The organism is Pseudomonas sp. UBT (assembly GCF_050915955.1).
GTDB lineage: Bacteria > Pseudomonadota > Gammaproteobacteria > Pseudomonadales > Pseudomonadaceae > Aquipseudomonas > Aquipseudomonas antarctica_A.
The window spans coordinates 310,633-311,257 of the sequence record NZ_CP168079.1 but is presented as its reverse complement, the minus strand read 5'-3'; positions in this window follow the sequence as shown (position 1 = coordinate 311,257).

Sequence of the window (625 nt, the reverse complement as noted above, 5' to 3'; positions counted from 1 at the left end):
TATCAGTCGAAACATTCGTTGGCTGACACTCCGCCTTCGCGAGCAAGCCCGCTCCCACCTGTTTATTTGCATTTCAGATTATGGATTCTCGACAGCCAACGCAGCAACCTCGACGCTAGCGGTGTGAAACGCTTTCTCTAAAACAACGCCGTTCAACTGTGGGAGCGGGCTTGCCCGCGATAGCGGTGTATCAGTCGAAACATTCGTTGGCTGACACTCCGCTTTCGCGAGCAAGCCCACCTGTTTAAGTGCATTTCAGATCATGGATTCTCGACAGCCAACGCAGCAGCCTCGACGCTAGCGGTATGAAACGCTTTCTCTAAAACAACGCCGTTCAACTGTGGGAGCGGGCTTGCTCGCGAATGCGGTGTATCAGTCGAAACATTCGTTGGCTGACACTCCGCTTTCGCGAGCAAGCCCACCTGTTTAAGTGCATTTCAGATTATGGATTCTAGGCAGCCAACGCAGCAGCCTCGACGCTAGCGGTGTGAAACGCTTTCTCTAAAACAAAGCCGTTCAACTGTGGGAGCGGGCTTGCTCGCGAATGCGGTGTATCAGTCGAAACATTCGTTGGCTGACACTCCGCTTTCGCGAGCAAGCCCACCTGTTTAAGTGCATTTCAGAT